This is a genomic window from Streptomyces sp. NPDC111656 (assembly GCF_055656965.1).
The window spans coordinates 49,613-70,284 of record NZ_JBVKCA010000002.1 but is presented as its reverse complement, the minus strand read 5'-3'; the positions used below and the strand labels follow the sequence as shown (position 1 = coordinate 70,284).

Annotated in this window: 16 protein-coding genes; 7 read left to right on the top strand and 9 right to left on the bottom strand. The window is 70.5% G+C overall.

Annotated elements, in window-relative coordinates:
* Positions 1-191: 191 nt before the first annotated feature.
* From ACZ7M3_RS05825 to ACZ7M3_RS05810, 4 genes are all read left to right on the top strand, one after another.
* Complete coding sequence (locus ACZ7M3_RS05825; protein ID WP_388154068.1) at positions 192-1,457, top strand: NAD(P)-dependent malic enzyme; 1,266 nt, start codon at positions 192-194, stop codon at positions 1,455-1,457.
* 492 nt (positions 1,458-1,949) lie between these two features.
* Positions 1,950-2,915, top strand: a complete 966-nt coding sequence (locus ACZ7M3_RS05820) for a zinc-binding dehydrogenase (protein ID WP_472061147.1) — start codon at positions 1,950-1,952, stop codon at positions 2,913-2,915.
* A 156-nt stretch (positions 2,916-3,071) separates the two neighbouring features.
* A complete protein-coding gene (locus ACZ7M3_RS05815) occupies positions 3,072-3,281 on the top strand; it encodes a helix-turn-helix domain-containing protein (RefSeq protein ID WP_010984411.1) in 210 nt (69 codons plus the stop codon).
* Positions 3,281-3,847, top strand: coding sequence for a Clp protease N-terminal domain-containing protein (locus ACZ7M3_RS05810; RefSeq protein WP_472061145.1), 567 nt, complete (start codon positions 3,281-3,283; stop codon positions 3,845-3,847). Before ACZ7M3_RS05815 ends, ACZ7M3_RS05810 begins: the two co-directional genes overlap by 1 nt.
* A 106-nt stretch (positions 3,848-3,953) precedes the next feature.
* On the opposite strand, the gene ACZ7M3_RS05805 is transcribed toward ACZ7M3_RS05810, so the two are convergent.
* Both ACZ7M3_RS05805 and ACZ7M3_RS05800 read right to left on the bottom strand, forming a co-directional pair.
* On the bottom strand, positions 3,954-5,018 hold the full coding sequence (locus ACZ7M3_RS05805) for a PadR family transcriptional regulator (RefSeq protein WP_472061143.1): 1,065 nt from the start codon (positions 5,016-5,018) through the stop codon (positions 3,954-3,956).
* 1 nt (position 5,019) lies between these two features.
* Entirely contained in the window at positions 5,020-5,895 is an 876-nt protein-coding gene (locus ACZ7M3_RS05800; protein ID WP_472061141.1) for a DUF4097 family beta strand repeat-containing protein, read from the bottom strand.
* 233 nt (positions 5,896-6,128) lie between these two features.
* Here ACZ7M3_RS05800 and ACZ7M3_RS05795 point away from each other — a divergent pair, with 233 nt between their 5' ends.
* Positions 6,129-6,956, top strand: coding sequence for a hypothetical protein (locus ACZ7M3_RS05795; RefSeq protein ID WP_472061139.1), 828 nt, complete (start codon positions 6,129-6,131; stop codon positions 6,954-6,956).
* A gap of 27 nt (positions 6,957-6,983) precedes the next feature.
* On the opposite strand, the gene ACZ7M3_RS05790 is transcribed toward ACZ7M3_RS05795, so the two are convergent.
* The 7 genes from ACZ7M3_RS05790 to ACZ7M3_RS05760 form a co-directional block, all read right to left on the bottom strand.
* On the bottom strand, positions 6,984-7,166 hold the full coding sequence (locus tag ACZ7M3_RS05790; RefSeq protein WP_005312030.1) for a DUF6104 family protein: 183 nt from the start codon (positions 7,164-7,166) through the stop codon (positions 6,984-6,986).
* Positions 7,167-7,343: 177 nt separating this feature from the next.
* On the bottom strand, positions 7,344-11,171 hold the full coding sequence (locus ACZ7M3_RS05785) for a multifunctional oxoglutarate decarboxylase/oxoglutarate dehydrogenase thiamine pyrophosphate-binding subunit/dihydrolipoyllysine-residue succinyltransferase subunit (RefSeq protein WP_472061137.1): 3,828 nt from the start codon (positions 11,169-11,171) through the stop codon (positions 7,344-7,346).
* A 282-nt stretch (positions 11,172-11,453) separates the two neighbouring features.
* A complete protein-coding gene (locus ACZ7M3_RS05780; RefSeq protein WP_472061135.1) occupies positions 11,454-12,596 on the bottom strand; it encodes a HAMP domain-containing sensor histidine kinase in 1,143 nt (380 codons plus the stop codon).
* Positions 12,597-12,643: 47 nt separating this feature from the next.
* The gene (locus tag ACZ7M3_RS05775; protein WP_054236710.1) at positions 12,644-13,381 is read right to left on the bottom strand and encodes a response regulator transcription factor; all 738 of its coding nucleotides are present in this window, start codon (positions 13,379-13,381) and stop codon (positions 12,644-12,646) included.
* A gap of 113 nt (positions 13,382-13,494) precedes the next feature.
* Positions 13,495-14,172 carry a spermine/spermidine synthase domain-containing protein gene (locus ACZ7M3_RS05770; protein ID WP_472061133.1) on the bottom strand — a complete coding sequence of 226 codons (678 nt, stop codon included), beginning with the start codon at positions 14,170-14,172 and terminating at the stop codon, positions 13,495-13,497.
* Positions 14,173-14,227: 55 nt separating this feature from the next.
* The gene (locus tag ACZ7M3_RS05765; protein WP_472061131.1) at positions 14,228-15,883 is read right to left on the bottom strand and encodes a glycoside hydrolase family 3 protein; all 1,656 of its coding nucleotides are present in this window, start codon (positions 15,881-15,883) and stop codon (positions 14,228-14,230) included.
* A gap of 197 nt (positions 15,884-16,080) precedes the next feature.
* Positions 16,081-16,407, bottom strand: a complete 327-nt coding sequence (locus ACZ7M3_RS05760) for an MFS transporter (RefSeq protein WP_472061129.1) — start codon at positions 16,405-16,407, stop codon at positions 16,081-16,083.
* A 155-nt stretch (positions 16,408-16,562) separates the two neighbouring features.
* Between ACZ7M3_RS05760 and ACZ7M3_RS05755 the strand changes: the two genes are divergently transcribed.
* Together ACZ7M3_RS05755 and lon are read left to right on the top strand one after the other, a co-directional pair.
* Complete coding sequence (locus tag ACZ7M3_RS05755) at positions 16,563-17,495, top strand: rhomboid-like protein (RefSeq protein WP_472061128.1); 933 nt, start codon at positions 16,563-16,565, stop codon at positions 17,493-17,495.
* A gap of 669 nt (positions 17,496-18,164) precedes the next feature.
* A complete protein-coding gene (gene lon / locus ACZ7M3_RS05750; protein WP_393012451.1) occupies positions 18,165-20,582 on the top strand; it encodes an endopeptidase La in 2,418 nt (805 codons plus the stop codon).
* Positions 20,583-20,672 lie beyond the last annotated feature (90 nt).

The window sequence follows — 20,672 nt, the reverse complement described above, 5'->3', positions numbered from 1 at the left end:
TCGCCGACCTGGTCCGTCCGGTAAGAAGGTTCTCTACACCCCTCATCCGGGGCTCAGGGCGCGTGTGCGGCGCGCCCGTCGCGTATCCGCCCGTACGCACCACCACGGCGGCAGGGTTACGCGGTGCCCGCCCACCCCTCAACCAGGAGTGGTCACCCTCAAATCAATGAAGACTTAAGGGGTAAAACAAAGTGGCAGCGGAGATCGTCAATCCTCGCAGCGACAGCAGTACGGGTCTTGAAGGCGACGTGGAGCCGGTCAATTCCGCCGGCTCCGTCGACACCGCCGGTTCCGTCGACTCCCTCGACTTCGACCCTGCGTTTGCGCTGCACCGTGGCGGCAAGATGGCCGTGCAGGCCACCGTGCCCGTCCGTGACAAGGACGACCTGTCCCTGGCGTACACGCCCGGCGTGGCGAAGGTGTGCAGCGCCATCGCCGAGCAGCCCGAGCTCGTCCACGACTACACGTGGAAGTCGTCCGTCGTCGCTGTGGTGACGGACGGTACGGCGGTGCTGGGACTCGGTGACATCGGCCCGGAGGCCTCCCTTCCCGTGATGGAGGGCAAGGCCATCCTGTTCAAGCAGTTCGGCGGGGTGGATGCCGTGCCGATCGCGCTGGACTGCACGGGCGTCGACGAGATCGTGGAGACCGTGGTCCGGCTCGCTCCCTCGTTCGGGGGCGTGAACCTGGAGGACATCTCGGCGCCGCGGTGCTTCGAGATCGAGCGCAAGCTCCAGGAGCGGCTGGACATTCCCGTCTTCCACGACGACCAGCACGGAACCGCGATCGTGACGCTGGCGGCGCTGCGGAATGCCGCGAAGCTGACCGGGCGGACGCTGGGTGATCTGCGTGCGGTGATCTCGGGGGCGGGGGCGGCCGGGGTCGCCATCGCCAAGTTCCTGCTGGAGGCGGGGATCGGTGACGTCGCGGTCGCGGACCGTAAGGGCATCGTCTCCGCGGACCGGGACGACCTGACCGACGTCAAACGGGAGCTCGCCGGGATCACCAACAAGGCGGGGCTCACGGGGTCGCTGGAGTCGGCGCTCGCGGGCGCGGACGTCTTCATCGGCGTGTCCGGGGGTACGGTGCCGGAGCCGGCGGTGGCGTCGATGGCCGAGGGGGCCTTCGTCTTCGCCATGGCCAACCCGAATCCCGAGGTGCACCCCGAGATCGCCCACAAGTACGCCGCCGTGGTCGCCACCGGGCGGTCGGACTTCCCGAACCAGATCAACAACGTGCTGGCGTTTCCCGGGATCTTCGCGGGGGCGTTGCAGGTGCGGGCGTCTCGGATCACCGAGGGGATGAAGATCGCGGCGGCCGAGGCGCTCGCTGCGGTCGTCGGGGACGACCTTGCCGCGGACTACGTGATTCCGTCGCCGTTCGATGAGCGGGTGGCTCCTGCGGTGACCGCGGCGGTGGCCGCGGCTGCTCGGGCCGAGGGCGTTGCCCGCCGCTGACGAGGCCGCGTGATGTCAGGGCCTCGCCGGGTGCTCCCGGCGGGGCCCTGCTTTCTTTCCCGGATTGGTCCGTACGGGGGCCCCATCATCCCCAGGGACTCCGCCCCGGACCTCCGCCAAGGACGCGCCCTCGCCGTCCTACGGGTGGATGGGGCTGCCCCCTGCACCCCGGCGGGCGGAGTCTTCACGGGCGCGGGGAACTGCGCGACCAGCCCCCACCGACCGGCAGTCGAACGCGTCCGGACAGGCGAGGATTCGGGGCGGAGCCCCGCCCGAGGGGCGTGGGGAACTGCGCGACCGGCCCCCACTCACCCGCAGCCGAATGCATGCGGACGAGTGGGGATTCGGGGCGGAGTCCCGGGCGGGAGGTCGGCGGTTGCTTTGGCTCGTGGTCGGAGCGGACCGGTGTGACGTGGAGCGTGAGGGTGGCGGGACGTGTGTCACAGGGGGACGTGGTTCCGCCGGGCGGGGGCGGAGCCTATCGTCAAGGTCATGTTCGCTGCCTACGCCGCCCGCATTGACCGTGACCAGCCGCTCACCGGCCTGGAGTTGGGGGAGCGTCCGGCCCCCGAGCAGAGGCCGGGCTGGACCACCGTGAACGTCAGGGCCGCGTCCCTGAACCACCATGACCTCTGGTCCCTGCGCGGCGTCGGTCTCGCCGAGGACAAGCTGCCCATGATCCTCGGATGCGACGCGGCCGGCGTCGACGAGGACGGCAACGAAGTCGTGCTGCACTCGGTCATCGGACAGACGGGGCACGGGGTCGGCCCGAAGGAGCCCCGCTCCATCCTCACCGAGCGCTACCAGGGCACGTTCGCCGAACAGGTCTCCGTCCCGACGTGGAACGTCATCCCCAAGCCCAAGGAACTCTCCTTCGAGGAGGCCGCCTGTCTGCCGACCGCATGGCTGACGGCGTACCGCATGCTCTTCACCAACGCCGGAGTACGGCCCGGCGACTCCGTCCTCGTCCAGGGCGCCGGCGGCGGCGTGGCGACCGCCGCGATCGTGCTCGGCAAGGCCGCCGGTCTTCGGGTCTTCGCCACCAGTCGCGACGAGGCCAAGCGCAAGCGGGCGGTCGAGCTGGGCGCCGTGGAGGCCCTGGAGTCCGGCGCACGGCTGCCGCAGCGCGTGGACGCGGTCATCGAGACGGTCGGCGCGGCCACCTGGTCGCACAGCGTCAAGTCGCTGCGGCCCGGCGGCACACTGGTCATCTCGGGCGCGACGAGCGGCGACCGCCCCTCGCACGCCGAGCTCACCCGCATCTTCTTCCTGGAACTCAAGGTCGTCGGCTCCACGATGGGCACCAAGGACGAGCTGGAGGATCTGCTCTCCTTCTGCGCCGCCGCGGGTGTGCGACCCGTCATCGATGAGGTGCTTCCGCTGGACCGGGCCCGGGAAGGGTTCGAGCGGCTGGCGTCGGGCGACCAGTTCGGGAAGATCGTTCTTACTGCGGGATGAGGGTGAGGGATTGAGGGATCCTCGGCCGCTCGGGCCGAGGTGCAGTGCAGTGCGGAGCGGTCACGGCGGGCTCGGGAAGCATTCGAGCCCGCCGTTTCGCGTACCGCCTGTCAACTGGGGTTGACGTCCACCCTGCTGTCAACTTAGATTGACAGCATGACCGAAGCAACGGATCTCGCCGAGCGTGCGGGTGATCGCGATCCGCGGATCGGACTGCGGGCGGTCTCCGCGCTGCGGAGGCTGCTGGAGCAGTTGGAAGCGGTACAGGTGCGCAGCGCGCGCAATCAGGGCTGGTCGTGGCAGGAGATCGCCGCGGAACTCGGAGTGAGCAGGCAGGCCGTGCACAAGAAGTACGGGAGGCAGTGATGTTCGAGCGGTTCACGAAGGACGCCCGGGCCGTGGTCGTGGGAGCGGTCGGGCACGCCGAGCGCACGGGTGCCGAGGCGGTGGACGAGGAGCACATGCTTCTCGCCCTCCTCGATCGGGAGGGCAGCCGTGGCTCGTTCGTGCTGGCCTCGCTCGGGGCGGCCGGTCGTCGGGACTCGATGGAACGGTCGCTTGCCGAGGCGCGCCGGCGGGGCGGGCTCTCCCGTGCCGACACGGAGGCGCTCTCCGGGCTCGGGATCGACCTCTCGGAGATCGTCTCCCGGGTGGAGGAGGCCCATGGGGTCGGGGCGTTGGGATCGGGGAACGGGGGTGGCGGCGGACGACGCTCCAGGCGTCGGCCGTTCGCCCCGGGGGCCAAGGACGTGCTGACGCGGTCCCTTCGTGTTGCGTTCGCCCGTCAGCACCGGCACATCGGCGACGAGCATCTGCTGATGGCCCTGACCGCTCGGCCCGGTGTGTCGGCGGAGGTGCTCGCCGACCACGGGGTCACCTATGAGGCGGTCACGCGCGTGCTGTACGGCGGCGGGGAGGCCAAGGCGGGGTGAGTGAGCGGTCGCAACCGGGGCTCCGGCCGGGGGCTTCTCCGAGGTCCCCTGCCGGAGCCCCGGGGAGTCCCCTCGGACCTCGGAAAGCCCCGGGCGGCAATGGGCGTCAGCTCTTCGGCGTGCGCAACGCGGCCCCGATGTGCGACGCAGCCGTCGACAAGTGACGTCGGGCCGCGTGAAGTTGGTCCTCCGTCACCCCGTGGTCGCGGGCGGCGTCGCGGATGTCGTCGCGGAAGCGGTCCAGGAGGCGTTCGAGGTCACGGGCGGGGTCGCCGGTGGAGTCCTCGTGGGCCCAGGAGGGTGCGTAGTCGGCGGGGAAGTCCTCCGGAGTGTCCGTGTACTCGGCGTACTCGGGCTGCGCCGACCCGGTGGCCGCCGTACCCGCGCGGCCGAAGCCGAAGTCCTTACCGAAGTCCTTGCCGAAGGTCTTCCCGAAGTCGCCGAATTCCTTGGCCAGTTCGCTCAGGCCCTCACGGACCCCGTTCGGCCAGTCGCCGCGCGCGAAGCGGTCCTGGACCTGCTCCTGGACCTGCTTGGCCATGCGCTGCATCTCCTCCTGCGCCTCCTTGGCCTGGCGCCGCGCGCGCTGCGCCTCGTCGCGGGCCCGGCGGCTCTCGTCCTTCGCGCGCCGGTTCTGTTCCTTCCACTCCTGCTTGACCCGCCGCATCTCCTCCTTGGCGACCCGCCACGAGTCCTTGTCGCGGAAGTCGCCGAAGTCCCCGAACTCACCCGCGGGCCCTTCGTGTTCTCCGGTGCCGGTGCCGGTGCCGCTCTTGCCGCCGCGCCTCGCCTCGGTGGCCGCGGCCCGCATCTCCCGGCGCAGATCGCCCGCCGCGCCCCGCACATCGGCGCGGATCTCCGCGGCGAGCTCCGCGACCGACTCGCGGATCTCGAGCTCCAGGTCGGCCAGTTCGCCACTGCGGTCGGCCAGTTCGGCGCGGCCCGCGTCCGTGATCGCGTACACCTTGCGGCCGCCCTCGGTGGTGTGGGTGACCAGCCCTTCCGCCTCCAGCTTCGCCAGCCGGGGGTAGACGGTGCCTGCCGAGGGTGCGTACAGCCCCTGGAAGCGCTCCTCCAGGAGCCGGATCACCTCGTACCCGTGGCGGGGGGCCTCGTCCAGCAGCTTCAGCAGGTAGAGGCGCAGGCGGCCGTGGGCGAAGACGGGAGGCATGTCAGAGCACCTTCTTGTCGGTCGGGGTCTCCGGAGAAGCGGGCGACCCGTCCTCCTGGGGCTCGTCCTCCGCCGTCGGCCTGCGGAGCATGGCGATGGAGCCGGAGACGGTCATCGCCTTCAACTTGCCATTGCCCGCGCCCAGTCGGCCGGTGATCTTCTTGGCGCCCCACTGGCCGCTGACCCGGAGATCCTCGAAGGCACTGGAGACCGTGCCGCTGGCGGTGTTGGCCTCCACCTCGGCGTCCGCGGGGTGGGGGAGGCGGATGGCGATCTCCCCCGAGACGTTCGACAGCTGGACGTCGGTGGGGGTGCCCCGGGGGTCGAGGTCCACGATCATCGAGCCGCTCACCGATTCGGCGCGCACGGAGCAGCCCGAGGCCTCGACCACGGTCAGGTCGCCGGAGACGGAGTTGAAGCGGAGGTCGCCGGTGACGGCCTGGGCCTCCAGGCTCCCGGAGACGGTCTCCACGCGGACGGGGCCGGCGATCCGTACGAGGGTCGTGTCGCCCGTGACGCCCTTGACTGCCACCCGGTTCTCCATCCCGGAGACCACGGCGGCGGCGCCGACGACGCCCACCTCGACGGGGGTGCCGGCCGGGACGGCCAACGTGACGACGGCGCTGCGGCGCCAGCCCTTGCGGTCGAGCCACTTGAGGAAGCCCTTCCAGGGCAGGTCCTCGTACGCCACGGTGAGCGTGCCGTCCTGCTGGGTCACGAGCAGTGGCGGGCCCTCCAGCTCGGAGACTTCCAGGCGGGCGGAACCCTCGTCGGTCCCCACGACGTTCACTGTTCCGTTGACGACGCGCACATGAAGTGCCGTCACGGGGTCGTCGAAGGTGAGCTTCCTCGGCTCTGCGACGGACCACTCGGACATGGTGCAGACCTCCCAACGACCCGACCAGACCGGGCGCGCGTCTGGACTCGACGTAATCTGGACTCGACGCGCCATATCGCGTCTTCCGTCATTCACGATATATCGCGGATGCGGAAAGTCAAGGCACTCGTTTGGGGGAAGTGGTGCCTTCGCGGTCGGGGCTTGCGAGTGAGTGGCGGGGACTTGACGGGCAAAACAGGTCATTCGGGTCGTAGCCGATCTACGGTGTGCCCATGTCCACGACGCCCGACTCGTCCCAGGCCAAGGCCGCCGGCGCCCTGCTGCTCTGCCGGGCAGGGCACGAGTCCGTCGGTCTGGCCGCCCAGCTGTTGCGGCAGCGGATGCTGCTCACCGGGGCGGGCTCCGAGTGGAGCGTGCTCGTTCCCGAGGGGGAGCCCTGGCTGCACGGCACCGAGCCCGTCGACCGCGTGGTCTCGGGGTGGGCCACCGCGCTGGCCGTCAGCGCCCCCTGGCCCGTACTGGCCCTGTGGTGGGACGCGGACCGCAGCGGGGTCACGCTCGCGGCGGGCTTCCGGCGCAGCGTGGGCTACGAATGGCTGGCGAACGGCACCCCGGTCGGTGAGGACGAGGCGATGCGCACCTTCGCCGCGCGGCTCGGCCTCGACCCGGTCCTCGACATGCCGGCGCTCGACCCGCTGACCCGGCCGGTGTCCGGGGCGGACGCCCGCGCGCGCCTGCGCGGACTGCTCGCCGTCCTCACGCGCGCGGGGGTGCTGCTGCCGGCCGGGCTCGGCCCCGGGGAGCCGGCCGACCGGCTTCTCGAGGTGGCCCGGACCCAGCCCGGTGCCGAGCAGATCGAGTGGAACGGGTGGCGTGCGGCGGTCCGGGCGGAGCTGGAGGCGGTGGAGGGCGCCGGTGGGGGTTCCTGGCTGCGCGGGCGCCGGGCCCGTGTCCTCGCGACCGGGCAGCTGGCCGCCGGGCTGCCGCTCACCGTGTGGGGCCTGCGGCGCCACAGCGCAGGCTGGATCGTCGCGGGGACGCTCCTGATGCTCCACGGGGCGCTCGGCCTCGCGTACGACCGGCTGCGCGCCTTCGACTGACGCCCACCCGCTCCCGACGTCGGGGGCCTACTCCTCGTCGTCCTCGTCGTCCAGCCGCGCCAGCCACGTCGCCAGCCGCTCCACCGGCACCTCGAAGTCCGGATTGAGGTCGACGAACGTACGCAGCTGCTCGGCGAGCCACTCGAAGGTGACCTCCTCCTCGCCGCGCCGCTTCTCCAGTTCCTCGATGCCACGGTCGGTGAAGTACATGGATGGTGCTCCGTCGGTGAAAGTGAAGGGGAACGCTGAGAAAAGGATAAGTGGGCGCAGGGGGCGGCCGGAGGGCCTCGGACCCCGTATCACCGCCGGACCGGTGGTACAGGGAAGGGCCCGGCCTCCGGTGTTCTCGGAGGCCGGGCCCTTCACCGGACTTGAGCGGGTCGAGGGTTACGCCTCGAACACCTCACGCACCAGCTGCTCCTGCTCGGCCTGGTGCCGCTTCGCCGAGCCCACGGCCGGAGAAGAGCCGGCCGGGCGGGAGATGCGGCGCAGCCGCTCGGCGCCCGGGATGTCGGCGCCGACGGCCAGGTCCAGGTGGTCGATCAGGTTGAGGGCGATGAAGGGCCACGCGCCCTGGTTCGCCGGCTCCTCCTGGGCCCACAGGTACTTCTCGGCGTTCGGGTACTTGGCGATCTCCGCCTGGAGCTCGGCACCCGCGAGCGGGTACAGGCGCTCGATGCGGATGATCGCCGTGTCCGTGACGCCGCGCTTCTGCCGCTCGGCCTCGAGGTCGTAGTACAGCTTGCCGGCGCAGAAGACGACCTTGCGGACCGCTGCGGCGTCGACCGAGTCGTCGCCGATGACGGGGCGGAAGGCGCCCGTGGTGAACTCCTCCGTCTTCGACGCGGCGGCCTTGAGGCGCAGCATCGACTTCGGGGTGAAGACGACCAGCGGCTTGTGGTGCGGGTTGTGCACCTGCCACCGCAGGAGGTGGAAGTAGTTCGACGGGAGCGTCGGCTGGGCGACCGTCATGTTGTTCTGCGCGCACAGCTGGAGGAAGCGCTCGATGCGGGCCGAGGAGTGGTCCGGGCCCTGGCCCTCGTGGCCGTGGGGGAGGAGGAGGGTGACGCCGGACGTCTGGCCCCACTTCTGCTCCGCGGCCGAGATGTACTCGTCGACGACCGTCTGCGCGCCGTTGACGAAGTCGCCGAACTGCGCCTCCCACATCACGAGGGCGTCCGGGCGGGCCAGCGAGTAGCCGTACTCGAAGCCCATGACCGCGTACTCGGAGAGCAGGGAGTCGTAGACGTTGTAGCGGGCCTGGTCGTCGGAGAGGTACTGGAGCGGGGTGAAGTCCTCGCCCGTGACCCGGTCGATCAGGACCGCGTGGCGCTGGCCGAAGGTGCCACGGCGGGAGTCCTGGCCCGACAGCCGGACCGGGGTGCCCTCCAGGAGGAGCGAGCCGATGGCGAGGGTCTCGCCCATGCCCCAGTCGATCGTGCCGTCCTCGATCATCGCCGCCCGGCGCTGCAGCTGCGGCAGCAGACGCGGGTGGACGGTGACGTTGTCGGGAATGTTGACCTGGGACTCGGCGATCCGCTTGACGACCTCCTGGGAGACCGCGGTCTGCACGGCCACCGGGAACTGCGCCTGCGGGTCCGAGATCTGCACCTCGGCCCCCTGCGAGACGGCCTCGCGGACCTCGGTGAAGACCTTCTCCAGCTGGCCCTGGAAGTCCTGCAGCGCCTGCTCGGCCTCTTCGAGGGTGATGTCGCCGCGGCCGATCAGGGACTCGGTGTAGAGCTTGCGCACCGAGCGCTTCTTGTCGATCAGGTCGTACATCAGCGGCTGCGTGAACGCCGGGTTGTCCGACTCGTTGTGCCCGCGACGGCGGTAGCAGATGAGGTCGATCACGACGTCCTTGTTGAACGCCTGGCGGAACTCGAAGGCCAGGCGAGCGACGCGGACGACGGCCTCGGGGTCGTCGCCGTTCACGTGGAAGATCGGCGCCTCGATCATGCGGGCCACGTCGGTGGCGTACATGGAGGAGCGCGAGGACTCCGGGGCGGCGGTGAAGCCGACCTGGTTGTTGATGACGATGTGGACCGTGCCGCCGGTGCGGTAGCCACGCAGCTGCGACATGTTCAGCGTCTCGGCGACCACACCCTGGCCGGCGAAGGCCGCGTCACCGTGCAGGGCGACCGGCAGGACGGTGAAGTCCGTGCCGCCCTTGTTGATGATGTCCTGCTTGGCGCGGGCGATGCCCTCGATGACCGGGTCGACCGTCTCCAGGTGGGAGGGGTTCGCGGCCAGCGAGACCTTGATCTGCTCGCCGTCGAGGCCGGTGAAGGTGCCCTGGGCGCCCAGGTGGTACTTCACGTCGCCGGAGCCGTGCATCGACTTCGGGTCGAGGTTGCCCTCGAACTCGCGGAAGATCTGCGCGTACGACTTGCCGACGATGTTGGCGAGGACGTTCAGGCGGCCGCGGTGGGCCATGCCGATGACGACCTCGTCCAGGCGGGACTCCGCGGCGCTGTCGATGACGGCGTCGAGGAGCGGGATGACGGACTCGCCGCCCTCCAGGGAGAAGCGCTTCTGGCCGACGTACTTCGTCTGCAGGAAGGTCTCGAAGGCCTCCGCCGCGTTCAGGCGGCGCAGGATGCGCAGCTGCTCCTCGCGCTCCGGCTTGGAGTGCGGGCGCTCGACGCGGTCCTGGATCCACTTGCGCTGCTTCGGGTCCTGGATGTGCATGAACTCGATGCCGGTGGTGCGGCAGTACGAGTCGCGCAGCACGCCGAGGATGTCGCGCAGCTTCATCATCGACTTGCCGGAGAAGCCGCCGACCGCGAACTCGCGCTCCAGGTCCCACAGGGTGAGGCCGTGCTCGGTGATGTCGAGGTCGGGGTGCTTGCGCTGGCGGTACTCCAGCGGGTCGGTGTCGGCCATGACGTGACCGCGGACCCGGTAGGAGTGGATCAGCTCGAAGACGCGGGCGGCCTTCGTGACGTCGTCGTCGTGGCTCGCGTCGATGTCCTTGAGCCAGCGGACCGGCTCGTAGGGGATGCGCAGGGCCTCGAAGATCTCGTCGAAGAAGCCGTTCTCGCCGAGGAGGAGGTTCGCGACGACCCTGAGGAACTCGCCGGAGGCGGCGCCCTGGATCACCCGGTGGTCGTAGGTCGACGTGAGCGTCATGACCTTCGAGATGCCGAGCTTGTTCAGGGTGTCCTGGGAGGTGCCCTGGAACTCCGCCGGGTAGTCCATGGAGCCGACGCCCATGATGACCGACTGGCCGGGCATCAGACGCGGGACGGAGTGGACGGTGCCGAGGCCGCCGGGGTTGGTCAGGGAGACCGTGACACCGGTGAAGTCGTCCATCGTCAGCTTGCCGTCGCGGGCGCGGCGGACGATGTCCTCGTAGGCCTGCCAGAACTCGAAGAAGTTCAGCGTCTCGGCCTTCTTGATGCCGGCGACGACGAGCTGGCGGTCGCCGTTCGGCTTCACCAGGTCGATGGCGAGGCCGAAGTTGACATGCGCGGGCTTGACGAGGGTGGGCTTCCCGTCCTTCTCCGCGTAGTGCCAGTTCATCGACGGCATGGCCTTGATGGCCTGCACCATCGCGTAGCCGATGAGGTGGGTGAAGGAGATCTTCCCGCCCCGGGCGCGCTTCAGGTGGTTGTTGATGACGATGCGGTTGTCGAAGAGCAGCTTCACCGGGACCGCGCGCACGGACGTGGCCGTGGGCAGCTCCAGGGAGGCGTTCATGTTCTTCGCGACGGCACCGGCGGGACCACGCAGCGTCACGTACTCGGGACCCTCGGGGCCCTCGGTCGCGGGCTCGGCCTTCGGCTTCGCGGCGGCCGGAGCGGCCTTCACGGGGGCCGGGGCGGCGGCAGCGGGCTTCGGCGGCGCCGGAGCGGCCACGGGAGCGGCGGCCTGGACGGGCGCAGGAGCGGCCTGAGCCGGGGCTGCGGGTGCCGCGGGCGCGGCCGGGGCTGCCGGAGCGGCAGGCGCGGCCTGAGGCGTCGCTGACGGGGTGGTGGTACCTGCGGCCCCCGCGGCCGCAGTACCCGCCGAAGCCGAGGCGGCAGGAGCCCCCGGCTTGTAGTCGGCGAAGAAGTCCCACCAGGCTCGGTCTACCGAATTCGGGTCCTGGAGGTACTGCTGATAGATCTCGTCGACGAGCCATTCGTTCGCACCGAACGCGGCCGCGGGGTTCTTCCCGGCGGCTTGGTCATCGGTCGAGATGCTCGAGTTACTGGGGGACTGTGGCGACACGGCGGCAACCGCCCTCTTCCGCTTCACAAGGTGATGGACAGCGGGAATTAAGGCTACGCCCCCATGGCCGAGAAGGTCAGGCCGGGCCGGTCCAACGTCGTGTAAGTCACATCGGAAAGCGTGTTTCGGGGAAGGAAATGGCGGGAAACAAGCGGGGTTTCGGTCCGGAATGGGTACGCCGATCCAGGGTCGCGGTACGACTCACACGGCCCTGTGCCTGATCACACGTGTCCACGAGCACGGGACGATGATGGATCTTGTGGCTCCGGTTCGAACTTTACGTCAACTTGGCAGAGAAGGATGCCCTGGAAGGATGACCTGAATCCGGCAACCCCGCTGGGATTCGGCCACGCCGATCCGGCCGCCGTGCAGATCGACCGCCCAACGGGCGATGGCGAGCCCGAGGCCCGTACCGCCGTCGCTGCCCGGGCCGTGCGGCGAGGGCACCCCGCCGCGGTTGAAGCGTTCGAAGACCCGGTGCCACTCCGACTGCGGAATGCCGGGGCCCTCGTCCAGGACCTCCAGGGCAAGTGACTCCGGGTAGTCGCCGCGCCGCGCCTTGACCGTCACCCGGCCGTGCGGCGGGCTGTGCTTGACCGCGTTGTCGATGAGGTTCGCCACGACCTGGTGGATCCGCTCCGGGTCCGCGTGGGCGGTCAGCTCCGGCGGGGACACGTCGAGGTGCAGATGGACGTCGGTGCGGGTGTGACTGCCGGAGCCCGAGGCGATGCCCGCGCGCGCGGAGGCGACCATGTTGGCCTCCTTGAGCACGCCGGACAGGTACGGCCACACCTCGAAACGGCGCCTGCGCAGGGGTACGACCCCGTTGTCCAGCCTGGAAAGGTCCAACAGCGTCTCGACCAGCCGGCCCAGCCGCTCCGTCTGCTTCAGGGCCGTACGCATCGTCTCGGGGTCGGCGGCGGAGACACCGTCCACGACGTTCTCCAGGACCGCGCGCAGGCCCGCGATGGGGGTGCGCAGCTCGTGCGAGACATTCGCCACGAGTTCCTTGCGCTGGCGGTCCTGGGCCTCCAGTTCGTCGGCCATGAGGTTGATCGTCTGGGCCAGGTCGCCCAGCTCGTCCCGCCGGTCGTCACGCACCCGGCGGGTGTAGTCGCCGTGCGAGATGGAGCGGGCGACCGTGTTCATCTCGTCCAGCGGCGCGGTGAGCGAATGGGCCACGAACTGCGTTATCAGCAGTGTGGCGATCATCGAGAAGACCGTGATGAAGCGGAGCTCCGTCTTGGTGTGCACCGCGATCATCGACAGACCCGTGGTGATGAGCACGGAGATGACGACGAGAGCGCCCAGCTTGGTCTTGATCGAGAACGGGCGTACGGAGCCCCAGAACCCCTCGTCGCGGCCCGGCTCACCGGGACCGCTCACGACGCCCGTGGTTCTGCCCGATTCACCGAGCCCGCTCATGACATCAGCCCCCTACATGAGGTTCCTGGTCCCTGCGGAGACCCGGCTCAGGGAGTCGGGGTCTCCAAGGCGTAGCCCACGCCGTGGACGGTGCGGATCCGCTCGGCACCGATCTTCCGGCGCAGCGCCTTGATGTGGCTGTCCACGGTCCGAGTGCCCGAGGCGTCCGCCCAGTCCCAGACCTCGGCCAGCAACTGCTCGCGGGAGAGTACCGCGCGCGGAGTGTTGGCGAGGCATACCAGGAGGTCGAATTCGGTGGGCGTGAGGTGCACGTCCTCCGAGCGCACCCGTACCCGGCGCTGCGCGTGGTCGATCTCCAGCTCGCCGAGGCGCAGGATCCCGCTGCGCGGCGTCGAGGCGGCCACCACGGCCCGCTCGACCCGGCGCAGCAGGACGTGCACGCGCGCGGCCAGCTCGCGCATCGAGAACGGCTTGGTCATGTAGTCGTCGGCGCCGACGCCGAGCCCGACCAGCATGTCGGTCTCGTCGTCGCGCGCGGTGAGCATCAGCACCGGCACCGGGCGCTGGGCCTGCACGCGCCGGCAGACCTCCAGGCCGTCGAAGCCGGGCAGCATGATGTCGAGGATCAGCAGGTCGGGCTGCCAGGCCTCTGCTGTGTCGACGGCGGCCGGTCCGTCGCCCGCGGTTTGCACGAGGAATCCCTCGGCTCGCAGGCGGGCCGCGATGGCGTCGACGATCGTCGGGTCGTCCTCGACCACCAGCACCCGGCGCTGAGCGCCTGGCGTGGCCGCCGTGCCGTTGTGCGAGGTGTGTGTCTGCTCCATCGCCCGCCCCTGAGGTGTGCTTTCCGGAATCCGTGGGGTGATCCCATGACTGCGCTTGACGCTTGAATGATCTGCGCCAGGGAAGCAGGGTACGGGCAGTCACCTTCGCTCGGCTATCCAGGCCCGACCGCGAGATGGACGACGTCCGGAACGCCCCGGGCAACGGGGATCTCTTCGGTACGCACCTGGTGGAATCCGGCATTCCGCAGCGATCCTTCAAATTCCGGAGAGGGCTTCGCCGACCAAACGGCGAGCACCCCGCCCGGCTTCAACACCCTTGCGCAGCTTGCCAGTCCGGCCGGTCCGTACAGCCCGGTGTTGTCCTCGGTGACGGTCCAGTCGGGCCCGTTGTCGATGTCGAGGCACAGCGCGTCGTACGTGTCGGAAGTCTCATTGACGTGAGCGAGCAGATCGGATCTCACGATCTCGGTCCGGGGGTCGGCGAGCGCCGCCGCGGAGAGTTCCGCCAGCGGTCCGTCACGGTGCCAGTCGATGATGGCCCCTTCGCGTTCGACGACGGTGATGTGCCCCCAGCGCGGGTCGGCGGCGGCGTGTGCCAGCGAGAACCCGACACCGAGCCCCCCGATCAGCACCTCGGGCTCCGCCCGCCCGTCCAGGGCGTCCAGCGCGGCGTCGACGAGCAGCCGTTCCGAGCGGCCGTCGGAGGTGTCCATCAGGAAGCACCCGTTGGCGATGATCTGCAGCAGCGCGCCGTGGCGCCGCAACACGACCTCGCCGTGGGTGCCTTCCCGGCGATCGATGACCACAGGGTTGTCGTACGAGGCAGTCATGGCTCCCATCCTGGCACTTTCACCAGGATGGGCAGCCGAATTAATCCTCAGGGGGTCAGAGGTTCAGTCCGTGCCCGTAAGGGAACACGGGGTCTTCGGTGTCGTCGGGGACGTCCGGCCGTGACGCCTCGACCGCCGCCATGGAGCGCGGCAGTTCGAACGGCAGTCGTCCCTGGGCCCGCGCCCGTCCGAAGGCTACGTCCAGGAGTGCCGTGTCGCTCGCGCCGTAGTCGGCGACCAGCGCGGCCGCCTTCGCGGCGATCTCGGGGAGGACGGCGGGCCGTTCGAGGTTGACGCACACCAGCGTGGGCACCGCGTCCAGCAGCCGCAGGATCTCCTTGAGCTCGTCCGCCGGGAAGGCCAGCGACCTCGAGTGGAAGAAGGACTCGAAGAGCCCGGGGCGCTCCTCGTGGGGCGTGCGCAGGCGCAGTACCGCGAGGTCCGCGTCGACGGGATCGGGGACGACATTGCCGTACGCGGCGGCCACTTGCTCGGAGATTCCCCGCACGTACAGGTTCGGGCGGCCCTCGAGGGGCAGCAGTCCGTGGTTGGTCAGGACGGTCAGCGAGCGGCGCTGGGCGGCGTCGCCGAGCGCGGTGAACTCGCCCGCCCCGACGGTCTCCTCCGCCCGGTCGGGGTCCACGTAGCGGTTCTCGAAGAGGCCGGGTGTGAATTTCTCGCGCAGGAGTCGACGTACGGATTCGTCGACGCGTTCCTCCGTGACGCGGCCCGAACGGACCAGTTCCACGATCACCTCGGGGCACTGCTCGCCGCCGAACTGGTCGCTGCCCGCGTCCAGCGCCTTCGCCGCGCGTTCGGCGACGGTCAGGTACTCGGCGCCCCAGGCCCGCGCGGGGAACAGCTCGCCGAGCACGGGCGCGTCGGTGAGCAGGCCCCAGTCGGTGCAGACGATGCCGTCGAAGCCGAGGCGTTCGCGCAGGAGGCCGGTGAGGACATCGCGGTTGAAGCCGAAGCCGACCTCCTCCCAGTCGGTGCCGATCGGCTGCCCGTAGTACGGCATCACCTGGGAACAGCCCGCCTCGACGGCCGCCTTGAAGGGCTGGAGGTGGTACTCACGCATGCCGCCCGGATAGATCTCTCTCTCCTTGCCGTGCGCGAAGTGCGGGTCCTCGCCGTCCTTCTGCGGTCCGCCGCCGGGGAAGTGCTTGACCATGGCGGCGACGGAGTCCGGTCCGAGCCGCGCCCCCTGGAGACCGCGTACGTACGCCCGTACCAGCTCGCTCGTCAGCTCCGCGCTGGATCCGAACGTGCCGCTCTGGCGCGACCAGCGCGGTTCGGTGGCCAGGTCGATCTGTGGGTGCAGCGCGCCCCGGAAGCCCACCGCCAGGTACTCGCGGCGGACCGTGTCCCCGAAGCGCACCACCAGCGCCGGGTCGCCGATCGCGGCCAGGCCCAGGGGCTCGGGCCAGGCCGAGAAGGCGCCGGAGTTGAAGGAGGCGCCCGGGTTGTCGGTGAACGCGTGGCGCGGGTCGGTGGAGAGGGTGACCGGGATGCCCAGACGGGTGCTCGCGGCCAGCTCCTGGACCCGGTTGACCCGCTGGGCCGTCTCGCGCACGCCGTACTGGCCGATGAGGTTGAAGTGGGTCAGTGCCCTGCCCTCGATCAGCTCGGGGGTGGGGGCGTGCACGAAGGGCCCGTCGGTGGCGAAGGTGCCGTCCGCGTTCATGGAGAGCATGTTCATGGAGAGCATGGAGTGGAACAGCTGACCCGCCTTCTCCTCTCACGTCATGCGGGAGAGCAGGTCCTCGACGCGCTCGTCGACGGGGCGGTGCGGATCGCGGCACGTGGCGGTGGTCTTCCCTGGGGGCATCCCGGTTTCCTTGTTTCCTTCTTGCTCGAGGCGGCTGTGTGACGGGCTTCTTGAAGAAGGGGGCCGTTTGGAGGGGGCTACTTGACGGAGCGGACGAACTGGACGGCGAGTGCGCCCAGTACGGCGGCGATCGCGCCGAAGAGGAACAGCGCCGCGTAGTTGCCGCCCCCGCCGATCGCCAGGAGCGCGGGGGCGGCGATCGGGACGAGGGACTGGGGCAGGGCGTTGCCGATGTTGAGGACGCCCATGTCCTTGGCCGACTCGTCGGGATCGGGCAGCACCGCGGCGGCGAGCGCCAGGTCGACGGAGAGGTAGAGGCCCTCGCCGAGGCCGAAGACGATCACGGCGACGACGTACATCCCGAAGGACTGCGCGGCGGCGAGCAGCGCCAGGCTGAGGGCCATGACGAGCGAGGAGCCGACGCGTGTGCGGACACGGCGACCGCGGACGCCGAATGCGCTTATCAGGTTGCTATGAATCGCCTCCCACGTGGCGTCGGTCATAGACAGCGGCGGCGCGAGCCCCCAAGGGTGGAGCGGGACGGAAGGAGCCCCTCACCTTGGACCGGAGCACGACCGCGACGGAGACGGCAGTGGCGACGACCACGGCCCCGACGGCCTCCTCGGCCGATGCCGCGCTCAAGGACCCACAGACGGGCACGCTTCTCCTGGACGGAGTGCCGCGGCAACGCGGCGCCACGGCCGTGCCGCCCGCCCCCCGCCCGGCGACGACATCTCCTGCACTTGCTCCTCCCGCTCCACCCGTCTCCCGGGCCCTCGCCCGGCTCCGGTCGCTCCGCGCCTGGCGGCTGCTGCCCACCCCCACCGGAACGCCGTTCACCCTCGGCTACGCGGCCGTGCTCGCCGTCACCGCGATGGTCACCGACCACGCGGACCCCTCCCTCGTCCACGCCTTGCAGCAGGGGTCCAGCACCGATGTCGCGCACCTCGTACGCGAACCGGTGCTGGTGCTGCTGGCCAGCGCGCTGTGGATGGCGGGCGGGATCACTTCGCCGTACGCCATCGGGTTCGTGCTGGTGCTGACCGCGCTGGAGCGGCGGATAGGCGGCCTGCGGGCCGCCGGAGTCTTCCTGCTCGGGCACGTCCTGGCCACCCTGGCCACCGAGGTGCCTGTCGGCCTTTCCGTGCTGGTGGGAGACCTTCCCGACAGCTCCCTGCACCGCCTCGACTACGGCATCAGCTTCGGCGTCGCCACGAGCATCGGCGCGCTCGCCGGGCTGCTGCGGCCCTGGCTGCGCTGGCCGCTGCTGGTCGTCTTCGGCTCGATGGTCGTCGGGGACCTGCTCGAATTCGCCGACCCGATGACGGACTGGGGGCATGTGATGTCCCTGGCGATCGGGGTGTCGACCTGGCCGCTGGTCCGGGGCTGGCGCCGCGCCCGTACGCAGGCGGTCTCCGGCCCTGCCGCCCCCGCCGCCGTACACACCGCTCAGACGCCCGGCACCGTCGCCGCCTGGCATCCCGGGCGGTAGGGGCGGGTCCGGGCCGGGCCGGACCAGTCCAGTCCAGTTCGGTCCAATCCAGTTCGGTCGGGTCAGGTCAGGTGGTCCGGGCCGCCGTCAGCCGTCGGGCCGGCTCCGGGACGCCTGGGCGGCGCTTCTGTTCCGCACTCGTCCCGTGGAGCCTGAGGGCGCGTTGACGTGCGCCCGCTCGAAGGTCACACCGTGCCCGCCGAGCCGGTCACGGTCTCGGGCGTCGCCCACTCCGTCTCCTTGGGCCGGGCGTCGGTGACGACGACCTAGGATGTCGGGCCGCCCGCACCGCCACCGCCCCGAGCGCCGCCACGGCCGCCGCCGCGGCACCCGCGACCACCCGGCGGCGAGTCGACCCCGCCCCTGTTGCTGCCCCTCGTCCACGTCGTGCCCCGTTTCCCCGTGCGTGGTTCCACAGCCTGTGGATGAGCCTGCGGTGTGACACGGGAAGGGACGGCGGGCCGACGGCGTTGACCGCACCACAGGCGTTCGCCGCGGAGGTACGGCGGAGCGGCGCCGGCCAAGAGAGAAGCGTGGCGGATACCCCGCTGACCTGCACTGACGTCTCCGTGGAGAGCGATCGCTCACAGCGAACAGGCCCCGGGGAACAATCCGGGGCTCACGTGCATTGAGTCGGCATAGCTCAACTTGACTGCCTAGGGAGAGATAATGGCTTCGACGTCCACACCGCTCACCCTGCCCGTGTTGCCGCTCGATGATGAGGTCGTGCTGCCCGGGATGGTGGTTCCGCTGGACCTGAACGACGCCGATGTACGCGCCGCGGTGGAGGCCGCCCAGGCAGCCGCGCGGTCGGAGCCCGGCAAGCCGAAGGTGCTGCTGGTGCCACGCATCGACGGGGCGTACCCGAGCACGGGCGTGCTCGGCACCGTCGAGCAGGTCGGCCGACTGGCCGACGGCGACCCGGGCGCGCTGATCCGCGGCCGTGGGCGCGTGAAGATCGGCGCCGGGACGACCGGTCCTGGTGCCGCCCTGTGGGTCGAGGGCACCCGGGTCGACGAGACCGTGCCCGACCCGCTGCCCGGCCACGTCGCCGAACTGGTCAAGGAGTACAAGGCCCTCGCCACCAGCTGGCTGCGCAAGCGCGGCGCCTGGCAGGTCGTGGACCGCGTACAGGCCATCGACGATGTGTCCACCCTTGCCGACAATTCTGGCTACTCCCCGTTCCTGAGCACCGAGCAGAAGGTCACGCTGCTGGAGACCGCCGACCCGGTCGCCCGGCTGAAGCTCGCCACCGAGCAGCTGCGTGAGCACCTCGCCGAGCAGGATGTCGCCGAGTCCATCGCGAAGGACGTCCAGGAAGGCGTCGACAAGCAGCAGCGCGAGTTCCTGCTGCGGCGCCAGCTCGAAGCCGTCCGCAAGGAGCTGCGCGAGCTGAACGGCGACGCCAAGGAGGGCGAGGAGTCCGACGACTACCGGACCCGCGTCGAGGCCGCGGACCTCCCCGAGAACGTCCGCGAGGCCGCGCTCAAGGAAGTCGACAAGCTGGAGCGGTCCAGCGACCAGTCGCCCGAGGGCGGCTGGATCCGGACCTGGCTCGACACCGTCCTGGAACTGCCGTGGAACGAGCGCACCCAGGACGAGTACGACATCCAGGGCGCCAAGGGCATCCTGGACGCCGAGCACGCCGGTCTGGAGGACGTGAAGGAGCGCATCACCGAGTACCTGGCCGTGCGCAAGCGGCGTTCCGAGCGTGGTCTCGGCGTCGTCGGCGGGCGGCGCGGCGGTGCCGTGCTCGCGCTCGTCGGTCCGCCCGGTGTCGGCAAGACCTCGCTCGGCGAGTCCGTCGCGCACGCCATGGGCCGCAAGTTCGTCCGGGTCGCGCTCGGTGGCGTACGGGACGAGGCCGAGATCCGCGGCCACCGGCGTACGTACGTCGGCGCGCTGCCCGGCCGTATCGTCCGCGCCATCAAGGAGGCCGGGTCCATGAACCCGGTGGTCCTGCTGGACGAGATCGACAAGGTCGGCTCCGACTTCCGCGGCGACCCCGCCGCGGCGCTGCTCGAAGTCCTCGACCCCGCGCAGAACCACACCTTCCGGGACCACTACCTGGAGGTCGAGCTCGACCTCAGCGACGTGGTGTTCCTGGCGACGGCCAACGTGCTCGAGGCCATCCCGGAGGCGCTGCTCGACCGTATGGAGCTGGTCAGGCTCGACGGGTACACCGAGGACGAGAAGGTCGTCATCGCCCGTGACCACCTGCTGCCGCGTCAGCTGGAGCGGGCCGGTCTGGAGAAGGAGGAGGTCGCGCTCGACGAGAGCGCGCTGCGCAAGCTCGCCGGGGAGTACACCCGGGAAGCGGGCGTACGCAACCTGGAGCGGGCCGTCGCACGCCTGCTCCGCAAGGTCGCGGCGCAGCACGAACTCGGCGAGCGGGAGCTGCCCTTCACGGTGACCGACGCCGATCTGCGCGGGCTCATCGGACGGCCGCACCACGTGCCCGAGTCCGCCCAGGACCCGGCCGAGCGCCGTACCGCGGTGCCCGGTGTCGCCACCGGTCTGGCCGTGACGGGCGCGGGCGGTGACGTTCTCTTCGTGGAGGCGTCGCTGGCCGACCCGGAGACGGGCGCGGCCGGTCTGACCCTGACCGGTCAGCTGGGTGACGTGATGAAGGAGTCGGCGCAGATCGCGCTCTCGTTCCTCCGCTCGCACGGTGCCGAGCTGGAACTGCCGGTCGGCGACCTGAAGGACCGGGGCGTGCACATCCACTTCCCGGCGGGCGCGGTCCCCAAGGACGGTCCGAGCGCGGGCGTCACCATGACGACGGCGCTGGCCTCGCTCCTGTCCGGCCGACTGGTCCGCACGGACGTGGCGATGACGGGTGAGGTCTCCCTGACCGGCCGTGTCCTGCCCATCGGCGGGGTGAAGCAGAAGCTGCTCGCCGCGCACCGGGCGGGTGTCACCACGGTCATCATCCCGAAGCGCAACGAGGCCGACCTGGACGACGTCCCGGCCGAGGTGCTGGAGAAGCTGGACGTCCACGCCGTCACGGACGTCCGCCAGGTCCTGGAACTGGCGCTGTCGCCGGCGACGAACGGCGCGACGCCGGAGGTTCCGGTAGCGGCGTGACGGACGCTGCCGGAAGGGAAGGCCCGGGTCCCGTGAGGGAGGCCCGGGCCTTCGCCGTGCCGTCAGCTGTTTGTGTCAGCCGTTTGTGTC